This window comes from Pseudomonas sp. HR1 (genome assembly GCF_030175875.1).
Taxonomy (GTDB): domain Bacteria; phylum Pseudomonadota; class Gammaproteobacteria; order Pseudomonadales; family Pseudomonadaceae; genus Chryseomonas; species Chryseomonas oryzihabitans.
In genome coordinates this window covers 147,360-167,997 of the sequence record NZ_JASNRF010000001.1, presented here as the reverse complement: position 1 = coordinate 167,997, position 20,638 = coordinate 147,360, and the positions used below count along the sequence as shown (strand labels likewise).

19 protein-coding genes, 1 tRNA gene and 1 pseudogene are annotated in these 20,638 nt (G+C 66.2%); 5 read left to right on the top strand and 16 right to left on the bottom strand.

Features of this window, described 5'->3' with window-relative positions:
- Nucleotides 1-5: 5 nt before the first annotated feature.
- The 6 genes and pseudogenes from QKY98_RS00770 to QKY98_RS00750 all read right to left on the bottom strand — a co-directional run bounded on the left by QKY98_RS00770 (nt 6) and on the right by QKY98_RS00750 (nt 5,531).
- Entirely contained in the window at nt 6-899 is an 894-nt protein-coding gene (locus tag QKY98_RS00770; protein ID WP_284670163.1) for an SDR family oxidoreductase, read from the bottom strand.
- Nucleotides 900-1,280: 381 nt separating this feature from the next.
- Nucleotides 1,281-1,535: a hypothetical protein gene (locus tag QKY98_RS00765; protein ID WP_027600137.1), complete on the bottom strand. Its 255-nt coding sequence runs from the start codon at nt 1,533-1,535 to the stop codon at nt 1,281-1,283.
- A gap of 165 nt (nt 1,536-1,700) precedes the next feature.
- On the bottom strand, nt 1,701-2,531 hold the full coding sequence (locus QKY98_RS23815) for a methyl-accepting chemotaxis protein (RefSeq protein WP_502945077.1): 831 nt from the start codon (nt 2,529-2,531) through the stop codon (nt 1,701-1,703).
- Between the two features lie 27 nt (nt 2,532-2,558).
- A pseudogene (locus tag QKY98_RS23810) lies at nt 2,559-3,341 on the bottom strand (MCP four helix bundle domain-containing protein); the annotation flags it as partial.
- Nucleotides 3,342-3,418: 77 nt separating this feature from the next.
- Nucleotides 3,419-4,390, bottom strand: a complete 972-nt coding sequence (locus tag QKY98_RS00755) for a Gfo/Idh/MocA family protein (protein ID WP_284670161.1) — start codon at nt 4,388-4,390, stop codon at nt 3,419-3,421.
- A 67-nt stretch (nt 4,391-4,457) separates the two neighbouring features.
- Nucleotides 4,458-5,531, bottom strand: a complete 1,074-nt coding sequence (locus QKY98_RS00750; RefSeq protein WP_027600140.1) for a saccharopine dehydrogenase family protein — start codon at nt 5,529-5,531, stop codon at nt 4,458-4,460.
- Between the two features lie 276 nt (nt 5,532-5,807).
- On the opposite strand from QKY98_RS00750, the gene QKY98_RS00745 reads away from it, so the two are divergent.
- Entirely contained in the window at nt 5,808-7,145 is a 1,338-nt protein-coding gene (locus tag QKY98_RS00745) for a DUF4214 domain-containing protein (RefSeq protein ID WP_284670160.1), read from the top strand.
- Between the two features lie 33 nt (nt 7,146-7,178).
- Here the strand turns inward: QKY98_RS00745 and QKY98_RS00740 are convergent, their stop codons facing one another.
- The gene (locus QKY98_RS00740) at nt 7,179-8,339 is read right to left on the bottom strand and encodes a PQQ-dependent sugar dehydrogenase (protein WP_284670159.1); all 1,161 of its coding nucleotides are present in this window, start codon (nt 8,337-8,339) and stop codon (nt 7,179-7,181) included.
- A 28-nt stretch (nt 8,340-8,367) separates the two neighbouring features.
- On the opposite strand from QKY98_RS00740, the gene QKY98_RS00735 reads away from it, so the two are divergent.
- Entirely contained in the window at nt 8,368-8,838 is a 471-nt protein-coding gene (locus QKY98_RS00735; protein WP_042137040.1) for a hypothetical protein, read from the top strand.
- 153 nt (nt 8,839-8,991) lie between these two features.
- Here the strand turns inward: QKY98_RS00735 and sugE are convergent, their stop codons facing one another.
- From sugE to QKY98_RS00715, 4 genes are all read right to left on the bottom strand, one after another.
- Entirely contained in the window at nt 8,992-9,309 is a 318-nt protein-coding gene (gene sugE, locus QKY98_RS00730; RefSeq protein ID WP_007160753.1) for a quaternary ammonium compound efflux SMR transporter SugE, read from the bottom strand.
- A 177-nt stretch (nt 9,310-9,486) separates the two neighbouring features.
- Nucleotides 9,487-9,873, bottom strand: coding sequence for a hypothetical protein (locus QKY98_RS00725; RefSeq protein ID WP_284670158.1), 387 nt, complete (start codon nt 9,871-9,873; stop codon nt 9,487-9,489).
- A gap of 103 nt (nt 9,874-9,976) precedes the next feature.
- Entirely contained in the window at nt 9,977-10,207 is a 231-nt protein-coding gene (locus QKY98_RS00720) for a hypothetical protein (RefSeq protein WP_284670157.1), read from the bottom strand.
- Between the two features lie 253 nt (nt 10,208-10,460).
- Nucleotides 10,461-10,537, bottom strand: a tRNA-Arg gene (locus QKY98_RS00715).
- Nucleotides 10,538-10,879: 342 nt separating this feature from the next.
- Between QKY98_RS00715 and gabD the strand changes: the two genes are divergently transcribed.
- The 3 genes from gabD to QKY98_RS00700 all read left to right on the top strand — a co-directional run bounded on the left by gabD (nt 10,880) and on the right by QKY98_RS00700 (nt 15,143).
- Nucleotides 10,880-12,328: an NADP-dependent succinate-semialdehyde dehydrogenase gene (gabD, locus tag QKY98_RS00710; RefSeq protein ID WP_027600878.1), complete on the top strand. Its 1,449-nt coding sequence runs from the start codon at nt 10,880-10,882 to the stop codon at nt 12,326-12,328.
- A gap of 224 nt (nt 12,329-12,552) precedes the next feature.
- Entirely contained in the window at nt 12,553-13,833 is a 1,281-nt protein-coding gene (gabT, locus tag QKY98_RS00705; protein ID WP_027600877.1) for a 4-aminobutyrate--2-oxoglutarate transaminase, read from the top strand.
- A gap of 113 nt (nt 13,834-13,946) precedes the next feature.
- Complete coding sequence (locus QKY98_RS00700; RefSeq protein ID WP_027600876.1) at nt 13,947-15,143, top strand: HDOD domain-containing protein; 1,197 nt, start codon at nt 13,947-13,949, stop codon at nt 15,141-15,143.
- Here QKY98_RS00700 and QKY98_RS00695 read toward each other — a convergent pair.
- The 5 genes from QKY98_RS00695 to QKY98_RS00675 form a co-directional block, all read right to left on the bottom strand.
- Nucleotides 15,140-16,576, bottom strand: a complete 1,437-nt coding sequence (locus QKY98_RS00695; RefSeq protein ID WP_231500983.1) for a methyl-accepting chemotaxis protein — start codon at nt 16,574-16,576, stop codon at nt 15,140-15,142. The genes QKY98_RS00700 and QKY98_RS00695 overlap by 4 nt on opposite strands.
- A gap of 256 nt (nt 16,577-16,832) precedes the next feature.
- Nucleotides 16,833-17,801 carry a sulfate/molybdate ABC transporter ATP-binding protein gene (locus tag QKY98_RS00690; protein WP_027600150.1) on the bottom strand — a complete coding sequence of 323 codons (969 nt, stop codon included), beginning with the start codon at nt 17,799-17,801 and terminating at the stop codon, nt 16,833-16,835.
- 6 nt (nt 17,802-17,807) lie between these two features.
- Nucleotides 17,808-18,674 carry a sulfate ABC transporter permease subunit CysW gene (gene cysW, locus QKY98_RS00685; RefSeq protein ID WP_027600151.1) on the bottom strand — a complete coding sequence of 289 codons (867 nt, stop codon included), beginning with the start codon at nt 18,672-18,674 and terminating at the stop codon, nt 17,808-17,810.
- A gap of 10 nt (nt 18,675-18,684) precedes the next feature.
- On the bottom strand, nt 18,685-19,497 hold the full coding sequence (gene cysT / locus QKY98_RS00680; RefSeq protein ID WP_027600152.1) for a sulfate ABC transporter permease subunit CysT: 813 nt from the start codon (nt 19,495-19,497) through the stop codon (nt 18,685-18,687).
- A 106-nt stretch (nt 19,498-19,603) separates the two neighbouring features.
- Nucleotides 19,604-20,605, bottom strand: a complete 1,002-nt coding sequence (locus tag QKY98_RS00675; protein WP_284670156.1) for a sulfate ABC transporter substrate-binding protein — start codon at nt 20,603-20,605, stop codon at nt 19,604-19,606.
- Between the last annotated feature and the right edge of the window lie 33 nt (nt 20,606-20,638).

Here is a 20,638-nt window from a genome sequence, read left to right as displayed (position 1 = left end):
GGCCGTCAGCCCATGCCTCCGGTGGCGCCATAGACCTCACCGGTCACATAGCTCGATTCCTGGGAAGCCAGCAGCACATAGATGGGTGCCAGTTCCGCCGGTTGGCCGGGACGCTTGAACACCGTCTCGCCACCGAAGGTGGGGATTTTTTCCTGGGGCTGGCCGCCGCTGGGCTGCAGCGGGGTCCAGAAGGGACCGGGGGCCACGGCGTTGACGCGGATGCCCTTGCTGGCGACCTGCTTGGCGAGGGCCTTGGTGAAGTTGGTGATGGCCGCCTTGGTCGAGGCGTAGTCGAGCAGGAATTCGGAAGGCTGGGTGGCCTGGATCGAGGTGGTGTTGATGATGGCTGCGCCGGCCGGCAGATGCGGCAGGGCGGCCTTGCACAGCCAGAACAGGGCGTAGACGTTGGTCTTGTAGGTGGCGTCGAACTGCTCGGTGGTCAGCTCGGCGATGTCCTGCACCGCGGTCTGCTTGCCGGCCACGTTGACCAGGATGTCCAGACCGCCCAGAGCCTCCTTGGCCTTGCTGACCAGTTGGGTGCAGAAAGCTTCGTCCTTCAGATCACCGGGTACGCAGACGGCCTTGCGACCCTCGGCTTCCACCAGCTTGACCACTTCCTGGGCGTCGGCCTCTTCCTCGGGCAGGTAGTTCAGCACCAGATCGGCACCCTCCCGGGCATAGGCGATGGCCGTGGCCCGACCGATCCCCGAATCCGCACCGGTGATCAGTGCCTTGCGCCCGGCCAGACGACCGAAGCCCTTGTAGCTGGTCTCGCCATGATCGGGGCGCGGCTCCATGACCTGAGCCAGACCCGGAGCCTCCTGGGGCTGCTTGGGAAATTCCGGCTGGGGATACTGGGTGAGGGGGTTCTGCATGGTGTACTGGTTGTCGCTGGACATGACATCTCCTGAAGGGGGCCAAAAGGCGCCCGTTTGGCATCTTTTCGATGACGTTCAAGGAAATGGAGCCGCGATGCGCAGGAGAGGTTCCCGCCGATTCATAGGGGTTGTATCGAGCTGGACAGCTTTCTTACCCCGTTTTTACCCACGACTACGCCTTTTCCGGCCCGCCCTGGCGTCCAATGACGACAAGAAGGGAAAGGCTCTTCTGGAGTGGAGGTAAAGGTGGTGATGAAAGGCGTCAAGGTGGCCGTGCTGGCGGCCCTGTTGTCCCTGTCCGGTTGTTGGCTGTTCATGCCACCGCCTGGTGGGGGTGGTCATGGCGGCCACGGCGGGCCAGGCGGTGGCCCGGAAGAAAGGGGGCCGCGCTAGGGGGCTCGTTCAGGCGTCGAGCGGCTCCAGCCGCAGGGCGACACCGGTCCGTTGCAGGGTGAGGATATCCGCCTCGCGACAGCCGATCAGCCGGCCTTCGGCGGTGCGCAGCTGGTCGTCTTCCAGCTGGGCATAGGACTCTGGCTGCCTGCCATCCCCGGCGACCATGATGTACAGCTGCCCGCACAGCAACTGGCCTGCCAGACGGCCATCGTCCAGGCCGATCAGGCGATAGCTGCGACGGGCATCGTAGGTAAAGCGCATGGGAGCATCCATTCAGGTGTTTCAGCTCAGAGCCGCGCGGGCGCGCAATGTTCAATTGCGAACATGGGCGCGCCGGGTCAGCCGGTCCATGGCCATGCCGAAAGCCTGCCCCTCGCAGGGGCGAGGGCACGCTGACCGCTGGTCGGAAGTTTCCTGAACGGCCGATCAATAACGGAATTGCGCCACCAGGCCCTGGAACGAGGTGGCCAGTCGCGACAGCTCCTGGCTGGAGGCGGCCGTCTGCTGGGCACTGGTGGCGGTCTGGGTGGAGAGGTCCTGGATATTGACCAGATTACGGTCCACTTCGCGGGCGACCTGGGCCTGCTCCTCGGCGGCGCTGGCGATCACCAGGTTGCGTTCCTCGATCTGGGCGACCCCGGCGGCGATGCGGTCCAGGGCTTCACCCGCCTGGTTGGCGCGCGCCTGGGTGCTGTCGGCCAGGGACTGGCTCTTGTGCATGGCGCTCACCGCTTCTTCGGCGCTGCTGCGCACGGCGCTCATCATGCGTTCGATCTCACCGGTGGAACCCTGGGTGCGATGGGCCAGGGCGCGGACCTCATCCGCCACCACGGCGAAGCCACGGCCCTGTTCGCCGGCCCGGGCGGCCTCGATGGCGGCATTGAGCGCCAGCAGGTTGGTCTGCTCGGCGATCCCACGGATCACCTCCAGCAACTTGCCGATCTCGCGCACCTGGCCTTCCAGGGTCTGCACCTTCTGGGTGGAATCGGTGATCTCGCCGGTCATCACCGCCATGGCCTGGGCCGCCTGCTGCACCTGCTCGCGACCCTGCTGGGCTTCGCGGCTGGTGTCCTGGGAGGCGGTGGAGGTGGAGGCCGCATTGCGCGCCACCTCTTCCACGGCCGCGGTCATCTGGTTGACGGCGGTGGCAGCCTGCTGCAGTTCATCGTGCTGGCGGACCTGACCTCGGGAAGTCTCCTCGGTCACGGCGTGCAGTTCCTCAGCGGCCGCGGCGAGCTGGCTGGAGGCACCGGCCATCTGTTGCACGGTGTCTTTCAGGCTGCGCTGCATGCCACCCAGCGCTTGCAGCAGTTGCCCGGCCTCGTCACGGCGCGAACTCTGGATCGCCTGGGTCAGGTCGCCCTGGGCGACGCGCTCGGCGCTGGTCACCGCCTGGCGGATCGGCGTGACGATCATTCGGGTGATGACGATGCCCAGCGCCAGGGCGCAGAGCGTGGCCAGCAGCAGACCGCCGGCGAGCGTCCAGAAGGCCTTGTCATAGGTAGTCTTTGCCTCGACCCCGGCTTCGGTGCTCTGGCGCTTGTTGGATTCCACCATGATCTTGAAGGAGGCCATGGTCTTGCGATAGGTGGGCTGCACCTGCTCGTTCAGCAGCTTGGCCGCACCGGCTACGTCCTTGGCGGCCAAGCGCGCCAGGATGCTGTCGACACCGGCGATATAGGTCTTCCAGTCACGCTCGAAGGCATCGCCAGCCTGCTTTTCATCGTCTTCCAGCGGGGTGGCCCGGTAAGCGGCGAAGGGCTTTTCGGCATCGGCTTGGTTGCTCTTCATGGAGGCGATGACGGCCTCCTGGTCGTTCTGGGGTGCCTCGCCATAGGCCATGGACAGCAGGCGGAAGAGGTCGCGGTTATGACCGATGACATTGCTCTTGGCATCGTTGAGCAGAACGATGGAGCGCAGATTGTCGCCCAGCAGGTTATTCAGCAGCGCATTGAGGCTGTTGAGTCCATTCATGCCCACTGCGCCAATGCCCAGGGTGATCGCCGTGCAAAGACCAAAGGCCACGGCGAGTTTCTTCGCCAGCGCCAGATTGTTGAACCAGACCATGGAGCCTTCCTTTCTGCGAGGTGGGTATCAGCAAGTTGCGCTGGATACCCTCGCTATCGGCACCAACAGTCCGACCTTTAGGTGGCCCCGGAGCGTTCGAATCCGCCTTCAACGCGCCCATAGAGCTCATCAAGCAGCCGATTGGCCGCCAGCGCCTCCGCCAGGCTGGCCAGTTCCGGCCGCGGCTGGCCGAGCAACTGATCGAACACCGCCTGGGCGCCCTGGGGTACGCCGGGGTCCACCCCTTCGACCAGCACCTGGCGATGGCCCTTGGCGTCGTGCAGCACCAGCCGTCCCGCGGAGAGCTCCAGGGTTCCCTCGCTGCCGTCCAGTCGAATGGCCAGGCGCGGACCGCGCAGGGTGGCGCTGGCACGCAGATGAATCGGCAGAGCACCGGCCTGGAGCAGGGCCTCGCCGCCATGATCCAGTGGCCAGCGCGGATCGCGGTCCAGCCGACTGTGCGTGACGGTCAGGGCCTCACCGCTTAGCCAGGCGCTGAAATCCAGCAGGTGCACCGCCAGATCGCCAAAGGCGCCGTAACCCATGCGGCGCTCGTCCAGGTGCGCCGGCCAGTCGCTGAGCCAGCCCTCCAGCAGCCCCGGGTGGCCGGCGGTGAGCGACAGGTGACTTAGATCACCGATGGCGCCGTCCCGAGCCCGCTGGCGCAACAGCTGCAGGGCCGGATCGGTGCGCAGATAGAAGCCACTGAAGCAGGACCGTCCGGCAAGCTGTTCGGCCAGGGCGGTGGCTCGGGCGGCCGAGACGGCCAGCGGCTTTTCCACGAAGAGATGACGAGCGCGCGGGAGCAGGGCGCTCACCGCCGCCTCGTGATCCTCGATCGCGGTGGTGACGAAGGCCAGGTCCACTTCGGGCAGCCGGGTGAAGTCGTCGAATACGGGCAGACTGTGGGGCGCGGCGAGGCGCCGGGCGCGGGCGGGATCGCGTTCGCTGGCCACCGCCACCACCCGCACCCGCGGATCGGCCAGGCTGGTGTCCAGGTAGTCCTGGGCGTGGATCTGTTCGCAACCGACGATGGCGACGCTGAGCATGACGAGGGGTCCTCTAACGGCAACTGTTCCGTTATGGGACCCCTGGTCTGCCGCTAAGCTTCGCCGATCAGACCGGCTGGTAGGCTTTGCCGAAACGGTTGGCCAGGAAGGCCTCCATGTCCACCTGCTCCTGGGCGATGAAGCCGCGCTGCGGCAGCTTGCCTTCGCGGAACAGGTCCAGGGCGGTGCAGATGCCGGCGGCGGTGGTGATCTGGATGGCGCTGGTCAGGCGACCATCGCGCTCGGCGGCAAAGATCTTGCGGCTGAACACCTCCTGCACCAGCTTGCCGCCGCGCATCCCGCTGACGGTGACGAACACCAGCACCACGTCCTGCATGGTGGTGGGCACGGCGCCGCGCAGGATGGTCTTGAGCTGCTCTTGGTCACTGGCCAGGCGCAGGTCTTCCAGCAGGAACTTCATCAGGTCGCGGTGACCGGGATAGCGCACGGTCTTGTAGTCCAGGGTTTCTACCTGGCCCTGCAGGGTCTCGCAGAGGGTGCCCAGGCCGCCCGAGGTGTTGAAGGCCTCGTATTCCACGCCATCCAGGGAGAAGTGCTCCAGGCCTTCCAGCGGCTGCACCAGTTGCAGCTCGCCGTTGCGCACGGCTTCGCAGGGGTGGCAGTACTCGTTGACCAGGCCGTCGACACTCCAGGTCAGGTTGTACTTGAGGGCGTTGGTGGGAAATTCCGGCAGGGCACCGACGCGCATCTTCACCTCGCGCACGCTGTCGAAGCGCTTGGCCAGGGAGTGGGCGGCGATGCCGATGAAGCCCGGCGCCAGACCGCACTGGGGCATGAAGGCATTGCTCGCGCCTTCGGCCAGCTGGCGGATGGTCTTGGTCGCCTTGACGTCTTCGGTCAGGTCGAAATAGTGAGTATTGGTGGCCTTGGCCGCCTGGGCCACGGGAATCGCCAGGTGATAGGGCAGCGCATTGAGCACCACGTCCTGGTCGTCCAGGGCCGCGGCCAGGGCGCTGGCGTCGGCGGTATCCAGGGTCCGGGTCTTGACGCCCAGGGCCGCAATGGCCGCCAGGGCGCGCTCGTCGCGATCCGCCACCGTCACCTGATAGTCGCCACTGGCGTGCAGCAATTGCGAAATGGTGTAGCCGATATGGCCGGCGCCGAGCAGGGTGACTTTCATGGCGGATCCTCCGTGGTTGAGGCTCCAGCTTAAAAAGTGGCGCTGTCAGATGTGAGCGTCAGAGCGTCGAACTGTCGCCTCTTATTTGACGAATCGTCGGGGGTTTCGACGATTCGATGGAGGTGCTCGTTTCATCTGGCTTTTTGCTTATCGCCCTAGGCGAAAGGCTGTCGAGCACGCCACAGGAATCTGGATACAGGTCGGCGCCGCGTACCGCCGCCTTCTATAAGCCAGGGAATCGGCCACAGCGGGTGGCCGCTTCAAGGAGGAGAGACCATGGTCGTGGACAATGCAGCATGGGTAAACGCCTGTTACTGGGGCGTGCTGGGCCGTGCCCCGGATGCGGAAGGCTTTCGCTTCTGGGTCGCCAAGCTGGACGAGGGCTTGAGCAACGCCCAACTGGTCCGCCTGTTCCTCAATGGTGCCGAGCGCCTGCAGGCGCAACCCGCCGACGAGAGCGCCAGCGCCTTCATCGACGGCTGCTATGGCGATCTGCTTGGCCGCAGCGCCGATGCCGGTGGCAAGGCCTTCTGGCTGGGCCGGCTGGAGACGCTCGGCAGCACCCACCAGGATGCCCGCGCCGCGGTCATCGTCGAGATGATCGACTACCTCGGCCGCCCGGATGGCCAGAGCGTCGATCAGCAGCTGTTCCAGACGCGCCTCGCGCAATGGGAGCCGCTCACGCCGGGCGTCGCCCTGCACGAGGACACCGGGGTGTCGGCCACCGATGGCATCACCCGCAACGGCCAGGTGGACGTGACCCTGCCGGATGGGGTGACGGCCTGGAGTTACAGCCTGGATGGCGGGCAGAGCTGGACCGCCGCGAGTGCCGGCAGCCATACCCTGCAACTGGTCGCGGGCTACTACCAGGCGGATCAGCTGCAGGTCAGCTATCGGGAAGACGGGGGCATCACGCGGATCCTTACTAATGAAACACCCTGGCAGGTCGACAACCAGGGAGCCGCGCTCTATCTGCTCAGCACTCATGGCCCTACCACCGAGAATCTGTTGCGATTCCACTTCTACATCGACAACGACGTAGAGCAATGGCGCAGTTCCAGCGATGGCGGCCAGACCTTGCAGCAGGGGGAGGGACGCTGGCCTGCACCTAAGCTGGAGCCGGGCTTCTATGCGCAGGGCTCGATCCAGGTTGAGACCACCGATACGGCCGGAAACGTCCTGGTGACGACCCTGCCGCGTGACCTCGAGGTGCTACCTGCCGACTTCACTCCACCGCTACTGACAGGTATCGATCAGCATTCCTACTACAGCCCTGGTGCTGAAAATCACATCAACCTGTTTTTCGACAGCTCCATTTATCGCGGCACCCGGGATCTTTACTCGGAAGCCTATCCGATACCGGTGAACGTGGACCCGGCGGTACTGGAGAAAGCCTTTGTGCTCGATGTCACCACCGGCGCGAAGATCGGCTTCGAGTTGGTCACCACGGTGAGACACCTGACCAGCCAGCTGGACATTCGCCTGGCGAGTGATTTGGTAGAGGGACATCAATACAGCGTCTACCTGCCCGAAGCCTTCGTCTACGACGCCTACAACAACCCCAGCGACGAACTGACCCTGCTGGGTACCAGCAACACCTTCGTCGCGGCCTGATCAGGCCATTGGGGTCTCTCGCAGTGGCCCCTCCTACCCCGGCAACACCCGCAACAGCTGCCCGTCCTCACCATCGGTGAGCAGCCAGAGATTGCCGTCCGGTCCGCTGCGCACGTCGCGCAGACGCTGGTCCAGCTCCTGGAACAGGAGCTCCTGCTGACCAAGCTGGCCGTTCAACAGCGGTATTCGCCGCACCGATTTTTCCCGCAGCGCCGCCACGAACAGACTGCCGCGCCAGGCGGGAAAGCCCTGGCCGTCGTACCAAGTCATGCCGGCCGGGGCGATGGAGGGGGTCCACTCCAGCAGTGGTGGAGTGATGCCCGGCAATTCACGGAAGGGCGAGATGCGCGCGCCGGTGTAGTCCACGCCGCCGGTGGTCAGCGGCCAGCCATAGTTGGCACCGCTGCGGATCAGATTGAGTTCGTCGCCGCCCTTGGAGCCGTGCTCGTGCTCGTACAGCGCCTGGCGCTCGGCCACCCAGACCAGGCCCTGGGGATTGCGATGGCCCAGGCTGTAGATCTCCGGCAGGGCGCCGGGTCGCTTGATGAAGGGATTGTCCGCCGGCACCTGGCCGTCGCGGGTGATGCGCACGATCTTGCCCAGATGGGTATCCAGTCGCTGGGCGTCGGTACGTTCCACGTTGCCATCACCCAGGGCGATGGCCAAGGTGCCGTCGCCGAGCAAGGCCATCCGCGCCCCGAAGTGCTGGCCGAAGGCCTTGGCCGGCTGACTGGTGAACAACGGCTGGACGTCCTGCAGGCGTTCGCCCTCCAGCCGCGCGCGTACCACCCTCAAGTGATTGGCCTGGCGCGTACCTGTCGCATAGGAGAGATAGATCAGCTGGTTACGCGCGAAGTCCGGATCCGGCAGCACCTCGAACAGTCCGGCCTGGCCTTCGGTGTAGAGGTCCGGCAGTCCGGTGATGGCTTGCGCCTGCAGCCCGAGGCGACCTGCGCCGTCGGGTACCAGCAGCCGCAAGCGCCCGGCGCCCTCGGTCAGGAGCGCCCGGCCATCGGGCAGGAAGGCCAGCGACCAGGGCCGGTCCAGTCCGGTCGCCACCGTCTCGATCCGATAGGCCGGCGTCGCCAGCGCCAGCGGAACCGCCAGCAGGGCTAGCCAAGCCAGCCAGGCCCAGCGGCCGGAAGCTTTAGGTAACGCTTGAGGTCTACTCCGGGTACCCGCTTTCGCTAGCATCTGCCTCTCTCCAAGGGATCTTCCGACCATGCCTCAACCGCTCTGGCGCGCCCTGTTGCAACCGCGCACCCTGCTGGCGTTCGCCGCGGCCCTGCTGCTGGCCACCGCCTGGGGCAGCCTGGTGCAGACCCAGTACAACCTGGCCGCCCTCCAGGGGCTCGGCCAGCCGATCGACCTGCCCACGCGCTGGCGGACCTCGCTGGAGGATCTGCTGGGCTTCGGACCCGTCTATGCCGCGATCGTGCTCGCCGCTTGGTTACCAGCCTTTGCCGCGGCCCTCTGGCTCGGTCGTCACGGCGGTGCCTATCGCGCCTGCCTGCTGCCGCTGGCCAGCAGCCTCAGCCTGGTCGCCGCCATCCGCCTGATCGACGCCTTCGCGCCCATGCCGGTGCTCATCTATGCGACGCGCACCCTGGAGGGGCTGCTGGCGATGGCCGTGGGTGGACTGCTCGGCGGGCTGCTGTTTATCTGGCTGGCGCGCTCGGTGATCCCGCGCTAGGGGAGGGCGCTCAGGTTCTGTACGAAAAGTCGCCGAGCGAAGGTCAGGCGAGGCGAAAAGCGCTGAGGAAGCGGAGTTTACGAGCGGTAAATGAGCATTCCGAAGCGGTTTTCAACAAAGCATCACCGAGCGCAGGCAGTTTTCGTACAGAACCTAGGACGAGGTCAGCTTCATCAGCACTAGCCCGCTGACGATCAGCGCGGCGGCCAGGATGCGCAGCGGACTCGCCGCCTCGCCCAGCACCAGAATGCCCACCATGAAGGCGCCGACCGCGCCAATGCCGGTCCAGATCGTATAGGCGGTGCCCAGCGGCAGGCTGCGCATTGAGATCGACAGCAGCGCCACGCTGGCCACCATGGCGACCCCGGTGATCAGCGTGGGCGTGAGACGGGTGAAGCCCGCGGACTGCTTCATATAGAACGCCCAGACCACCTCGAGCAGTCCCGCGCACACCAGATAGAACCAAGCCAACGACGGCCTCCTGTAAAACCGGGCCGTCCCGGAACGCTGCCCACCGATCGCCGGGGTCGTCCCCGGGGGCCAAGAGAGAAGGGCGGCAGGCTGCTCCACCGCCTGATCGGCTCTACTATCCTAGCCGTTCATGGCCGCGCCGTTCGACCCGGCCTGGCAGTCGCTACCCATCACCCGCTAGCGCGGCTGGCAGATCTGCATGGCGATCCCGTCGAATTCCCGGTCGAAGCTGGCGCGTTCGGCCGAGCTGAGAAAGCCCTGCTGCCCGACCAGGGCATCGGTCTGGCTGCGCATCGCGGCAATGCGCTCGCTGAAGGCGGTCGCCTGTTCCTGACTGATCCGCTGCGCCTTGCGCGCCGTGCTCACATCCGCCAGCAGCACATTGGCGCGCATGGATACATGCGCCTGCCGCGGATCGGTGATGGCGCCGCCCAGCTCACCCGGGAGTTCACGCTGCTGCTGCAGATTGCAGCTGGGCAAGCCAAGATCGTCGCGCGGTCGTTGTTCCTTGGTACAGGCGCCCAGGGCGAGCGGCAGCAGCAACAGGGGAATCAGGGATTTCATCCAGGTCTCCTCGGAGTGGCCGTGGTGGAGACCTTGAGAGCCCGGGACGGGCGCTTCGTTCAAGAATGGCTCTGCGCCGGGCCTTGGCAAACGCCTTGAAGCCCTAGTCGTCCAGCCGCGCCTGCCGTTCCAGCGCCGCCAGCTGCAGCCGCGCGCCGTCGGCCACCGGCCCTCTGCCAACCGCGCTGCTCTGCAGCAGCGACAGGTTGAGGGCGTGCGCCGCTGCCTCTATCCCCGGACGCATGGCATGGCCGGCCTGGGCCAGGGCGGTGTCTTCGGTCAGGAGCGGAGCGGCGAGAAAGAGGGTGACCGAGCTGGTCAGGAGGTATCTCATAAGGCGTCCTTGCAGGGTGATCACCAGGGTATCGGCATCCGGCCGGCCTGTTGGAGCGGGTCTAGAGGTCAGAGCTTAGAGCAGAATCGCGTTAGCACCAGGGATAATGGTCAGATAATTCACGCCGGTGATCTGGCGATCGCCTTTTACAGAACGTTTTGAGCGTCTCGGAACGGCTTGAGCGACAGCCATAAACAACAAAGCCCGCGCGATGGCGGGCTTTGCTGAGGTTCACGCGACGGTGAACGGGAGATGGCGCACTCGGCGGGATTCGAACCCACGACCCCTGCCTTCGGAGGGCAGTACTCTATCCAGCTGAGCTACGAGTGCAGCGATTCGGTGACGCTGAATCGGTCGCCATCATACTCACCTTGCCCTCGACCGTCCATGCCCGGATGCACGATGTTGTTGATTTTGAACGACTGTTTCGCGGGGCTTGGCAAGGGCTGCATAAACAAGGAGGAAGTCCGCGCGAAAACCGCTCCGGCGCTCTTGCGCGGGGGTTCAATATTCTCCTAGGATGCGTTCAATATTTCGAACGCCCAGGGCGGTTCGGACGTTGCTCGAGCGGGCACTGAACGGTGGCGATGCCAGCGTTTCCAGGCCTGACCCTATCGCAGGCGCAGGGGTGTCATGCCCTTGCTTCCGGCCCTTTCAGCCAAGGAGACCGTAATGCAGCTCAAAGACGCTTCCCTGTTTCGCCAGCAAGCCTATGTCGACGGCGCCTGGATCGACGCCGACAGCGGTGCCACCGTCAGCGTGGACAACCCGGCCACCGGCGAGACCCTGGGCACCATTCCCAAGCTTGGTCGCGCCGAGACCAAGCGCGCCATCGACGCCGCCAACCGCGCCCTGCCGGCCTGGCGGGCGCTGACCGCCAAGGAGCGTTCGGCCAAGCTGCGTCGCTGGTACGAGCTGATGATCGAGAACCAGGACGACCTGGGCCGGCTGATGACCCTGGAGCAGGGCAAGCCGCTGGCCGAGGCCAAGGGCGAGATCGCTTATGCCGCCTCCTTCATCGAGTGGTTCGCCGAGGAAGCCAAGCGCATCTATGGCGACACCATCCCCGGCCACCAGGCTGACAAGCGCATCCTGGTGATCAAGCAGCCCATCGGCGTCACCGCCGCCATCACGCCGTGGAACTTCCCCACCGCGATGATCACTCGCAAGGCCGGTCCGGCCCTGGCCGCCGGTTGCACCATGGTGATCAAGCCCGCCAGCCAGACCCCCTATTCGGCCCTGGCCCTGGTCGAGCTGGCCGAGCGCGCCGGCATTCCCAAGGGCGTGCTGAGCGTGGTCACCGGCTCCGCCACCGAGATCGGCGCCGAGCTGACCGAAAGCCCCATCGTGCGCAAGATCTCCTTTACCGGCTCCACCGAGATCGGTGCCAAGCTGATGGAGCAGAGCGCGCCCACCATCAAGAAGCTGTCGCTGGAGCTGGGCGGCAACGCGCCCTTCATCGTCTTCGACGACGCCGACCTGGACAAGGCCGTGGAAGGCGCCATTGCCTCCAAGTACCGCAACGCCGGCCAGACCTGCGTCTGCGTCAACCGCCTCTATATTCAAGATGGTGTCTACGACGCCTTCGCCGAGAAGTTCAAGGCCGCCGTGGCCAAGCTCAAGGTCGGCAACGGCCTGGAAGAGGGCGTGACCATCGGCCCGCTGATCGACGCCAAGGCCGCGGCCAAGGTCAAGGAGCACATCGACGACGCCGTGAGCCAGGGCGCCAAGGTCATCGCCGGGGGCAAGGCCCACGCCAACGGTGGCAGCTACTTCGAGCCGACCATCCTCGCCGACGTGCCCAAGAGCGCCAAGGTGTCCAAGGAAGAGACCTTCGGCCCGCTGGCGCCGCTGTTCCGCTTCAAGGACGAGGCCGAGGTCATCGAACTGGCCAACGACACCGAGTTCGGCCTGGCCTCCTACTTCTATGCCCGCGACCTGTCCCGCGTGTTCCGCGTGGCCGAGGCGCTGGAGTACGGCATGGTCGGCATCAACACCGGCCTGATCTCCAACGAAGTCGCCCCCTTCGGTGGCGTCAAGGCCTCGGGCCTGGGCCGCGAAGGCTCCAAGTACGGCATCGAGGAATACCTGGAGATCAAGTACCTCTGCCTGGGCGTCTGATCGCCCTCGTTGGGCTTCGCTGCGCTCAACCCAACCTACCAGCACCCGTAGGTTGGGTTGAGACGGCTCTATCGTCGAAGCCCGACAGACCCTCAGCCTGACCCAAAGCTTTCCCCCGGCGCGGACGCCGGGCCGTTGGCAGTCGATCATCGTATGCTGCCCGGAATCCGGTCCGCGCCTTTCCCGTAGCCGGCCGCCACGATGAGCGGCCATCGAGGACTGCAATGAGCCACACCAATGATTCCCTGATGCACCGCCGCAGCGCCGCCGTCGCCCGTGGCGTCGGCCAGACCCACCCGATCTTCGTCGCCCGCGCGGAGAACGCCAAGGTCTGGGACGTCGAGGGCAACGAATTCCTGGACTTCGCCGGCGGCATCGCCGTGCTCAACACCGGCCACCTGCATCCGCGCGTAGTGGCGGCCGTGCAGGAACAGCTGACCAAGGTCTCCCACACCTGCTTCCAGGTGCTGGCCTACGAGCCCTATGTCGAGGTCTGCGAAAAGCTCAACGAACTGGTGCCGGGCAACTTCCCGAAAAAGACCGCGCTGTTCAACTCCGGCTCCGAAGCCGTGGAGAACGCGGTCAAGATCGCCCGCGCCGCCACTCAGCGTGCCGGCGTCATCGCCTTCTCCAGCGCCTACCACGGTCGCACCATGATGACCCTGTCGCTGACCGGCAAGGTCGCGCCCTATTCGGCCGGCATGGGCCTGATGCCCGGCGGCGTCTATCGCGCGCTCTACCCCTGCGAACTGCATGGCATCAGCGTCGATGACGCCATCGCCAGCGTCGAGCGCATCTTCAAGAACGATGCCGCCCCCGGCGACATCGCCGCCATCATCCTCGAGCCGGTGCAGGGCGAGGGCGGCTTCTATGCCGCGCCCAAGGCATTCATGCAGCGCCTGCGCACCCTGTGCGACACCCACGGCATCCTGCTGATCGCCGATGAAGTCCAGTCCGGTGCCGGCCGGACCGGCACCTTCTTCGCCATGGAGCAGATGGGCGTCGACGCCGACCTGGTGACCTTCGCCAAGTCCATCGCCGGCGGCTTCCCGCTGTCGGGCGTGACCGGTCGCGCCACGGTGATGGATGCCGTCACCCCCGGCGGCCTGGGTGGCACCTACGCCGGCAGCCCCATCGCCTGCGCCGCAGCCCTGGCGGTGATCGAGACCTTCAAGGAAGAGAACCTGCTGGATCGCTCCAAGGCCGTGGGCGAGCGCCTCACCGCCGGTCTGCGCGAACTGGCCGCCCAGCACGCGCAGATCTGCGACGTCCGTGGCCTGGGCGCCATGATCGCCATGGAGCTGGGCAAGGGCGGCGACATCGAGCAGCCCGATGCCGAGCTGACCAGTCAGATCGTGGTCCGGGCGCGTCAAAAGGGCCTGATCCTGCTCAGCTGCGGCAGCTACGGCAACGTGCTGCGCATCCTGGTGCCCCTGACCGCCAGCGACGAAGAGCTGGATCGCGGCTTGGCCATTATCGGCGAGTGTTTTGCCGAATTGGCCTGAGTCCTGCCTAAACCGCCCTCCTGGAGGGCGGTTTTTTTGTGACACGCTTGGCACAAACCTCGCTTTGCCGCATCATCCGCCGCTTCGCTTTCCTCAAGCAGGAGTGGGTTGGGATGCCGCCCCTGATACTCATCGTAGACGCCAATCCCTGGACCCGTGACCTGCTCAAGTCGCTGGTGCTGGCCGTGCGTGCCGATGCCCTGGTGCATGAATACGGCCATGGCTATCAGGCCCTCGCCGAACTGGATCAGCGCAAGAGATGCGCCCTGATCATCGTCGAGCGACCGGCCGATTGCGACGGCCTCGACCTGTTGCGGCGCATTCGCCAGCGCGGCGCCCAGCCGCTGCAGCCGGTGATCCTGTTGTCCGACCATTCCGATGCCGCCTATGTGCGCGCCGCCCTGCGTCTGGCACCAACGGCCTATCTGGTCAAACCCTATGCGGCGGAAGAGGTGTTGCGCCGCCTGCACAGTCTGTTGCCGCCGGCCGGAGACGCCTCTCAGGCAGCCAGTGCCCCGGCGTTGGGCTCCCTGGACGATCATTTGCAGCGCATGGCCGCCGAAATCGACGCCGTGCCGCTGTTCGCCGACCTGCCCGCCATCATCCAGCGCTGCCGCGAGAGCGAGAGCTGCAGCTTGGGCGAACTGGAAACCGAATTCGGCCAGGATCCGCTGGTCACGGCGACCCTGATCGCCGCGGCCAACAGCGCCTCCCAGCGCGTCGGCCAGTCCTGCCAGACCCTCGGCCAGGCCCTGCCGCGGCTGGGCGTCGGCTTCACCCTCAATCTGGTCCTGGGCCTGAGCCTGCGGCGGGCAACCCGCCTGGCCGAGCCGCTGTTGGCCGGACGCGCCGAAGGCTATCTGCACCTGGCTCAGCGCGCTGCTGACTGCGCCCGGCTGCTGGCGCTGCGCTATGTGCGCGAAGACGCCGAACGCTGCTATACCGCCGGCCTGCTGCATCGCCTGGGTGAGCTGGCCGTGCTGCAGGGCGTGCAGCGCTGGTGCGACGGCGGTGGTGCCCTCGACGAAGCCGCGCTGGAGCGCGCGCTGCTGAGCTACAGCCTGGAATTCTCCGCGGAACTGCAGCGACACTGGCGACTGCCGTTGGAGTTGCGCGAGCTGGTGGCCGCGGTGCACAGCCTGCAGGGCGTGTTGCCCAAGCCGTCGCTGATCCTGCACCTGGCGGCGCAGGCGGCGAATCCCGCCCCGGGCGAGTCCCTCGAAGCCCTGCTGGAGCACAAGGCCGGGCGCATGCTGGGGCTGGAGGCGGCGGTCTGGCAGCTGGCCGTCACCCAGCTCAAGCTAGGCTAGCGCGCGGTATCGGGGCGATAGCCCAGGCGCAGTCCACCCCAGTGGCGGCCATTCACCAGGATCGGCACCGAAAGGTCGTGCATCACCTCGCCGGTGTCTCTCATGTAGGTCTGCAACAGCAGGCGGCGCTGATGGCTGCCGCAGCGCTTGCCGGTGCGGTCGCTGAACAGGCGCTTGCTGCGACTGCGCGCGGTATCCACCGCCACGTCGCCGGTGGGCGCATGGGCGAAGGCGCGGTTGTGGGTGGGCACATAGCCTTCCGGGGTACAGGCGATGGCGAAGACCAGGCCGGGATGCTGGTCCAGCAGCGGCTCCTGGATCGCCGGTAGCACGCCATCGGTATAGCTGTCGAAACGGGTGCGGTACTTGGCCGGCTGACTGCCGGGCACCGGCTGGTACTGGCGGTCGAAGAGGGCATCCTGGGTGATGCGCCCGGCGGCCAGGTCTTCCTCGAAGCGCCGGCCGATGGCATCCGCGCCCTGGCGCGCCAGTTCGAAGATGCGCTGGTGATAGCTGTCCAGGCCGACCTCGGCCAGACGTTCGCTGCTGGCTTCGGCCATGTCCACCAGTTCGTCGGCGGCGCTGCTGAGCCGGCTGGTCTGGCGCTCGCTGTCGGCCAGATCGCTGTGCACCTGCTCCACCGCCTGGGCCAGGCTTTCCAGCTGGGCGAGATTGGCCGAGGTGCCCTGGGCGATGTCCGCGGCCTGGCGCTCGGCGGTCTGCGCCAGCTCGGCGATCTCCTGCAGGCCTTCGCCGGTACGTTCGACCTGGCGCACGCCGTCTTCCAGCGCCTGGGCCAGTTGCTGGATCTGCGCCACCACGGCGTCGGTCTGCTGGCTGATGTCGGCAACGATCAGCCCCACCTCGCCGGTCGCGCTGGAGGTCCGCGCCGCCAGGCCCCGGACCTCGTCGGCGACCACGGCAAAGCCGCGCCCGTGCTCGCCGGCCCGGGCGGCCTCGATGGCGGCATTGAGCGCCAGCAGGTTGGTCTGGCTGGCGATGCCCTGGATGACCTCGGTGACCTGCTGGATCTTGTCGGTGCGGGCACTCAGGCCGGCGATCAGTTCGCGGCTCTGGCGGGCGTGCTCGCTGAGGGCACGGATGGCGGCGATCGCCGTACTCAGGGCGTCCTGACCGGCCTCGCTGCGCTGGTGCACCTGCTGCGCCACCGCCAGGGCCTGGCGGGCGCTGGCGGCGCTGTCGTGCTCGGTCTGGGTGAGGGCTGAGGCACTGCTGGAAATCTGCGCGGCCGTGCTGGCCTGGGACTGGACCCGAGCCGCCAGCTGCTGGGCGGCAAAGGCCACGCCGGCGATGGCCACGGCGTTGCGCGCCGTGCTGCGCGAGAGATCGCCGGTCAGTTCATCGAAAGACTGGGTGGAAGCGGGTGGTGCCTCGGGCTTGCGCAGCAGCAACCAGGGCCAGAGGGCGGCCATCAGGACCAGCCCCATGCCAGTAACGGTGGATAGCGCCAGCCCCTGCCAGAGCAGCAAGGCCGCCACGAGGCTGGCCAGGTGAAGCGACAACACGACGGGCCAGCGCCTGGGCATGCGACCTCCTTGTTATTCTGCTCGATCGAGGACGAAGTGTGACGGCTGTCAGCTTCGTCGATCATGGAGCCGGCTTTCCGGAGGTTGCAACCGCTGTCTGGTCCCGGCGGCTACGACTTTGGTCTTAGCCGCCTGCGGCGGGTCAGGGCGTACGCGGCAGGAAATGCAGCGGCGCACCCCGTTGCAGCCCGGCCAGCACCGGGTGGTCCTTGACCAGTTCCACCTCGATCACCTCGCTCTGCTCCGGCACCCTCAGGGTGACCCGGGTGGTGGCGCCCAGCGGCCGGATGTCGCGCACTTCGGCGGCGTGGTAACCCGGTCGCGGCTCACGCTCCAGCTCCACCTCGTGCGGACGGAACAGCACTTCCTGCTCGCCCAGGGCCAAGCGGTTGGAGTCGCCGAGGAAGTGATAGACGAAGTCGCTCGCCGGCTGCTCGTAGACCTCGCCGGGCGAGCCGACCTGTTCGATCTGGCCCTTGTTCATCACCACGATGCGGTCGGCCACCTCCATGGCTTCTTCTTGGTCGTGGGTGACGAACACGGAGGTCAGGTGGATCTCCTCATGCAGCCGTGCCAGCCAGCGCCGCAGCTCCTTGCGCACCTTGGCATCCAGGGCACCGAAGGGTTCGTCGAGCAGCAGGATCTTGGGCTCCACCGCCAGGGCTCGGGCCAGGGCGATGCGCTGGCGCTGACCGCCGGAGAGTTGCTCGGGATAGCGATCGGCCAGCCAGTCGAGCTGCACCATGTTCAGCAGTTCGTGCACCTTGCTGGCGATCTGCGCCTCGCTCGGCCGCTCGCGGCGCGGCTTCATGCGCAGGCCGAAGGCCACGTTGTCGAACACCGTCATGTGGCGGAACAGCGCGTAGTGCTGGAAGACGAAGCCGACGTTGCGATCGCGCACGTCACGCCCGGAGACGTCTTCGCCATGGAAGCCGATGTTGCCGGTGTCCGGCGCTTCCAGGCCGGCGATGATGCGCAGTAGGGTGGTCTTGCCGCAGCCCGAGGGGCCGAGCAGGGCGACCAGCTCGCCACTCTCGATGTGCAGGTTGATGTCCTTGAGCGCCTGGAAGGCGCCAAACCTCTTGTTGATGCCCTGGATCTCGATACTCATGGCGCCTTATTCCTCGTCACGGTGCTGCAGTTGGCGGCTCAGGCGACTCTCGCTCCACTGCCGCAGCAGCAGGATCACCAGGGCCATCATCAGCAGCAGGATCGCCACGCTGAAGGCGGCGACGATGTTGTATTCGTTGTAGAGAATCTCGATGTGCAGCGGCAGGGTGTTGGTCAGGCCGCGGATATGGCCGGAGACCACCGACACCGCGCCGAACTCGCCCATGGCCCGGGCGGTACAGAGCACCACGCCATAGATCAGCGCCCATTTCACGTTGGGCAGGGTCACGTGCCAGAACAGTTGCCAGCCACTGGCGCCCAGCAGGCGCGCCGCCTCTTCCTCCTGGGTGCCCTGTTCCTGCATCAGCGGGATCAATTCGCGGGCCACATAGGGAAAGGTGACGAAGATGGTCGCCAGCACTATGCCCGGGACGGCAAAGACGATCTGCACATCGACGCTCTGCAGATAGGGGCCCAGCAGCCCCTGGGCGCCGAACAGCAGCACATAGATGAGACCGGCGATCACCGGCGAGACCGAGAAGGGCAGGTCGATCAGGGTGATCAACAGACTCTTGCCGGTGAATTCGAACTTGGTGACGCACCAGGCCGCGGCCAGGCCGAAGGCCAGGTTCAGAGGTACCGAGATGGCGGTGGCGAACAGCGTCAGCTTGAGCGCCGAGATCGCATCCGGTTCGCTGATGGCGTCCCAGAAGGCCCCGATGCCGTTGGCCAGGCCCTGGCTCAGCACCATGTACAGCGGCAGCACCAGGACCAGCAGGAAGATCAGCCAGGCGCTGGCGATCAGCGCGATGGCCACCGGGGTGCGCTGCTTGTTGGCGCGCGCATCGGCCTTGGTGGAAGTCATGAGGCTCATGCGGACGTCCTTAGATGTTGGGCTGGATGCGGCGCTGCAGGATGTTGATCAGCAGCAGCATGACAAAGGACACCAGCAGCATGAACACGCCGATGCCGGTGGCGCCGGTGTAGTCGTACTGGTCCAGCTTGGAGACGATGAGCAGCGGCAGGATCTCGGTCTTGAACGGGATGTTGCCGGCGATGAACACCACCGAGCCGTACTCGCCCACGCCGCGGGCGAAGGCCAGGGCGAAGCCGGTCAGCCAGGCCGGCAGCAGGGTCGGCACCAGCACGTAGCGGAACACCTGCCAGGGGCGGGCGCCCAGGCAGGTGGCGGCTTCCTCGATCTCCTTGGGGATGTCCGCCAGCACCGGCTGCAGGGTGCGCACCACGAAGGGCAGGGTGACGAAGATCAGCGCCAGGGTGATGCCGATCGGGGTATAGGCGATCTTGAAGGGAAACAGCGAACCGATCAGGCCGTTGGGCGCATAGAGGGCCGTCAGGGCGATGCCGGCCACCGCGGTGGGCAGAGCGAAGGGCAGATCGACCATGGCATCGATCAACTTGCGCCCGGGAAACTCGTAGCGCACCAGCACCCAGGCCAGCAGGGTGCCGAGGATGCCATTGACGAAGGCGGCGAGCAGGGCCGTGCCAAAGGACAGCTGCAAGGCGGCCAGCACCTGGCGCCCGGTGATCAGCGACCAGAACTGCCCGAGGGTCAGCTGGCTGGCATGGAGGAACATGGCGCCCAGCGGGATCAGCACGATCAGCGCGAGGTAGGTCAGGGAGAATCCCAGGGTCAACCCGAAGCCGGGTATGACCGGGGAGAGACGGCGAGACATGAGACGTCCTTCTGCAAGGCGCCCCGGCGATGCATTCGCCAGGGCGCAGAGGGGTGGAACGATACCTGTTCCGGGCCGGTCAGCGTGAGCCGTCCCGGCCAGGGCGCTATTTGTTGATGTCGGCGAAGATCTTGTCGAACACCCCGCCGTCGGCGAAGTACTTGGGCTGCGCCTCTTTCCAGCCGCCGAATTCCTGGTCGATGGTCACCAGCTTGACCGGCTTGAACTGATCCTTGAATTCCGCCGCCACCTTGGCATCGCGGGGACGATAGAAGTTCTGCGCGGCGATGCGCTGGCCCTCGGGGCTGTAGAGATACTGCAAATAGGCCTCGGCCTGCTTGCGGGTCCCCTTCTTGTCGACCACCTTGTCCACCACCGCTACCGGGGGCTCGGCCAGGATCGACAGCGACGGGGTGACGATCTCCAACTGGTCGCCGCCTTCTTCCTTGAGCGACAGATAGGCTTCGTTCTCCCAGGCGATCAGCACGTCGCCCAGCTGACGCTGCACGAAGCTGACGGTGGCGCCGCGTGCGCCGGTATCCAGCACCGGGGCGTGGCGATAGAGCTCGGTGACGAACTTGAGCGCCTCGGCATCGCTGCCGTACTTGGCCTTGGCATAGGCCCAGGCGGCGAGGAAGTTCCAGCGGGCGCCGCCGGAGGTCTTGGGATTGGGGGTGATGACCTGGACGTCCTTCTTCACCAGGTCGTCCCAGTCCTTGATGCCCTTGGGATTGCCCTTGCGTACCAGGAAGACGATGGTCGAGGTGTAGGGGGTGCTGTTGTCCGCCAGCCGCTTCTGCCAGTTGGGGTCGACCAGCTGCTGGCGCAGGTTGAGGGCGTCGATATCGCCGGATAGCGCCAGGGTCACCACATCCGCCTGCAGGCCATCGATCACCGAGCGCGCCTGCTTGCCGGAGCCGCCATGGGAATTCTTGATGGTCACGTCTTCGCCGGTCTCGGCCTTCCAGTGCTTGGCGAAGGCGGCGTTGTACTGCTGGTAGAGCTCGCGGGTCGGATCGTAGGACACGTTGAGCAATTCAACGGCGTGGACCTGGGTGGCGAACAGGGCACCAGCCAGCGCGGCCAGGGCGAAACGGCGAATCGACATGAAAAGGCTCCTTGACGTGAGAATGCCGGACAC